The sequence below is a fragment of the Mycobacterium sp. TH-M106 genome (assembly GCF_057473765.1).
Map to the genome: position 1 here is coordinate 1 of NZ_JBYCLE010000055.1, position 3,014 is coordinate 3,014.

At 63.4% G+C, this 3,014-nt stretch carries 7 protein-coding genes; all 7 read left to right on the forward strand.

The genetic code is table 11. From position 1 onward, the window contains the following. On the forward strand, nucleotides 1–241 hold a 241-nt coding region (locus AC2VOP_RS01855), incomplete at its 5' end, for a cupin domain-containing protein (protein ID WP_486959383.1). Between the two features lie 137 nt (nucleotides 242–378). Continuing rightward, entirely contained in the window at nucleotides 379–744 is a 366-nt protein-coding gene (locus AC2VOP_RS01860) for a DsrE family protein (RefSeq protein ID WP_486959384.1), read from the forward strand. Nucleotides 745–788: 44 nt separating this feature from the next. Continuing rightward, nucleotides 789–1,109 (forward strand): toxin-antitoxin system HicB family antitoxin, encoded by a 321-nt coding sequence (locus AC2VOP_RS01865; RefSeq protein ID WP_486959385.1) that lies wholly within the window; start codon nucleotides 789–791, stop codon nucleotides 1,107–1,109. A gap of 135 nt (nucleotides 1,110–1,244) precedes the next feature. After that, nucleotides 1,245–1,484 (forward strand): DUF6364 family protein, encoded by a 240-nt coding sequence (locus AC2VOP_RS01870; protein WP_486959386.1) that lies wholly within the window; start codon nucleotides 1,245–1,247, stop codon nucleotides 1,482–1,484. A 2-nt stretch (nucleotides 1,485–1,486) separates the two neighbouring features. Further along, entirely contained in the window at nucleotides 1,487–1,903 is a 417-nt protein-coding gene (locus tag AC2VOP_RS01875; protein WP_486959387.1) for a PIN domain-containing protein, read from the forward strand. A gap of 204 nt (nucleotides 1,904–2,107) precedes the next feature. Then, nucleotides 2,108–2,359 carry a ribbon-helix-helix domain-containing protein gene (locus tag AC2VOP_RS01880; RefSeq protein WP_486959388.1) on the forward strand — a complete coding sequence of 84 codons (252 nt, stop codon included), beginning with the start codon at nucleotides 2,108–2,110 and terminating at the stop codon, nucleotides 2,357–2,359. Beyond that, nucleotides 2,356–2,787 carry a type II toxin-antitoxin system VapC family toxin gene (locus AC2VOP_RS01885; RefSeq protein ID WP_486959389.1) on the forward strand — a complete coding sequence of 144 codons (432 nt, stop codon included), beginning with the start codon at nucleotides 2,356–2,358 and terminating at the stop codon, nucleotides 2,785–2,787. The genes AC2VOP_RS01880 and AC2VOP_RS01885 overlap by 4 nt, the downstream gene beginning before the upstream one ends. Nucleotides 2,788–3,014 lie beyond the last annotated feature (227 nt).

A 3,014-nucleotide genomic window follows, 5' to 3' on the forward strand; every position in this document is an offset into this window, starting at 1 on the left:
GGCCGGTGAAGGTGACCTGTTGGTTGTCCCACCCACGGTCACGCACGCGTTCGCCGCGCCGACTGGCCAGGCTGCCGACGTGCTCATCGTGCTCACCCCGGGCATCGAGCGATTCGACTACTTCCGATTGCTGGCGCGGCTGCGCGCAGGGCACGCCACCATCCAGGAACTGCTCGACAGTCAAGAACGATTCGACAACTACTTCACCGACAGCGCTGCCTGGCGGCGAGCCCGCACCTGACCGACGCCTGATGCGGTTGGCCTTCCCCGCCACGTTCCCGGAAGGGCCGAAAACCACCCCGATCCACAGGTGTTGACATTGCCCGCAACCGGACGCACCTTGAGAAGAAGCCTCCACGACTCGAGGGGAAACGCACCATGCCAAGTAAAGCCGTAATCAGCCTGACCACCGGGCTCGAAGACCCGGAAAAAGTGACAGTTGCCTACCTCGTCGCAGTCGGTGCCGCCGAATCCGGGCGCCCGACACTCATGTTCCTCGCGAAGGAGGCAGTCCGGCTTGCCGTCGACGGCACCGCTGCCGGAGTCGCCTGTGAAGGCTGTCCCCCGTTAGACGATTTGCTGAAGCGTTACGAAGCCGCGGGTGGTCAATACTACGTTTGTTCGATTTGCTTCAATTCCAAAAAACTTGACGCGAATTCGCTCATCACCGGCGCCGAGCTCCAAGGGACCATCCCGATGTGGCAGTGGATCGGTGACGAGCCCGCGACGACATTCAGTTACTGACCTGCGATCGGCTTCGGCCCCCAGGTGGAATGTGATAGCACCGCATGGCTTTTGATAGCAGGGCTGCCGTGAAGCAGTTACTTCTCCGGGTCTCGGAGGACATCCACCGACGATTGGTAGCCCGTGCGGCACGGGAGAGGCGCAGCCTCAATGCGCTGGCAACTGAGATCCTCGACGCGGCCGCCGACGCCGATAGCGGCGACCGGCGCTCGCAGCTTCGTGCCGCAGCTGCCGCCGCAGGGACGCTTCGACCGGTGAACGCTCGGCCGGTGAGTGCCGCTCGCCGACAACGGGTCATCGAATCGACCAAAGGCCTTGGGCGCCGAATCGATCGCTTGCTCGCCGAAGAGCGCGACCGGCCGTGATCGCTTACCTGGACTCGGGCAACGGCAGGTTGCCGAACACCTCGGCTTTGTTGTGATCTGACGGTTGGGATCTACCACCGACCCGCCACTATGCGCCGACGACGGGGCTGTGATTCAGTGCTACACTACTTCACCGTGGCGACAAAGAACATCACGCTCTCGATGCCCGAAGAGCTGGTGCGCCGCGCGAAGGTGCTGGCGGCGCAACGCGACACGTCCGTATCGGGTCTCGTCGCGCGGCTGCTCGAGCAACTCGTCGGCGAGGTCCGAGATTACGACGAGGTGGCCGCACTCGAACGTCAGATGATGAACTCGGGGCTCGGCCTGCGAGTGGGGCCGCTCACTTGGTCCCGCGACGAGCTCCACGAGCGCTGACCATGGAGTTCGTCGACACCAACGTCTTGCTTTATGCCTATGACGCGGCGGCCGGTGACCGGCACGATGCGGCCAGCGCGCTCGTCGATCGCCTGTGGCGTGAACGCCGCGGAGCACTCAGCGTGCAGGTTCTGCAGGAGTTCTACGTCACTGCGACGCGCAAGGTCGCGCAGACGATCGATCCCAAGTCGGCTGTCGACAGGCTCAAGAGCCTGGCGCATTGGCGCGTCCACTCGCCGTTGCCCGATGACGTCATCGCCGCAGCCACCATGTCGATTCGTCACCAGCTCTCCTTCTGGGATGCCATGATTGTCCGCAGTGCTGCCGAATTACGTTGCGACACTGTGTGGACGGAGGACCTCAACGACGGTCAGATCATCGACGGAGTGCAGCTGTGCAATCCGTTCAGCCGGAGATGACAATCGCATTCCTGGCTCCGGTCGGCGTCAGTCGCCATCTGCTTTGGCCGATGAAGCCGACCGTGATGAACTAACGTCATCGACATGGTGAGCGACCGACTGGGCACGATCGCGTTCCCGCGCGACATCTGCGGCCCGCTGGGGTCGAACGATGGCAGACGGAGTGGGTGACCTGACGCGAGTTGAGCATGCTAATGTATGAGCATGTCACCGCTGGAACATCGACTTCAGATCCTGCTCGACGATGAGCGTCATCGGCGGATCACCTCCGCAGCGCGCGAGCGAGGTGTCTCGGTGGCAACCGTGGTGCGTGAGGCCATCGATCGTGGCCTCACCAGCCCTGGCGACCGCCGGAAATCCGCCGGCCAGCGTCTCCTCGACGCTCCCGACATGCCGGTTCCCGAGCCCGTGAAGCTCAAGCAAGAGCTGGGGGCGCTGCGCGCGCGCCGCAAATGATCGTGCTCGACACCACGGTGCTCGTTTATGCGAAGGGCATCGATCATCGGTTTCGGGATCCTTGCCGCGAGCTGATCACGGCGATCGCTGAAGAACGCATCGAGGCGACAACCACGGCCGAAGTGATCCAGGAGTTCGTCCATGTGCGCGCCCGGCGGCGTGACCGCGGCGATGCCGCCGCGCTCGGCCGGAACTACGCCGAACTACTCTCTCCGTTACTGAGTATCACTGGCGACACCCTCCAGCGCGGCCTGACGTTGTTTGAGACCACGTCGCGCCTCGGCGCCTTCGATGCGGTGCTCGCAGTCGCCGCCAAATCCGTTGGCGCCGCGCTTGTCTCGGCGGATATCGGGTTCACCGACCTATCCGACGTCACCCACATCACCCCTGATGCGGCCGGGATAGCCAGTCTGCTCGCGAAGTCTTGACCGAGCACCGCAGTTCGCTACCGGACACTACCCGGGCTGAACAGCATGAAACCAGGCCCACGGAAACGTCACGAGATTCCGACGGTTAGCCAGGCTATGCGAATCCGGTAGCGTGGGGAACGGACCGGCGAAAGGAGATTCTCAATGAAGTTGTCAAGCCGCCGCGGCGTTAGGTGTGGTGGGTTGATAGGCCTGGTGGTCGCGCAGCATGGCCCACAGGACGTTGA

Excerpts from the sequence above, each read along its gene's own strand:
- AC2VOP_RS01860 (WP_486959384.1), top strand. The coding sequence starts at position 379 with ATGCCAAGTAAAGCCGTAATCAGCCTGACCACCGGGCTCGAAGACCCG.
- AC2VOP_RS01865 (WP_486959385.1), top strand. The coding sequence starts at position 789 with ATGGCTTTTGATAGCAGGGCTGCCGTGAAGCAGTTACTTCTCCGGGTC.
- AC2VOP_RS01875 (WP_486959387.1), top strand. The coding sequence starts at position 1,487 with ATGGAGTTCGTCGACACCAACGTCTTGCTTTATGCCTATGACGCGGCG.
- AC2VOP_RS01880 (WP_486959388.1), top strand. The coding sequence starts at position 2,108 with ATGTCACCGCTGGAACATCGACTTCAGATCCTGCTCGACGATGAGCGT.
- AC2VOP_RS01885 (WP_486959389.1), top strand. The coding sequence starts at position 2,356 with ATGATCGTGCTCGACACCACGGTGCTCGTTTATGCGAAGGGCATCGAT.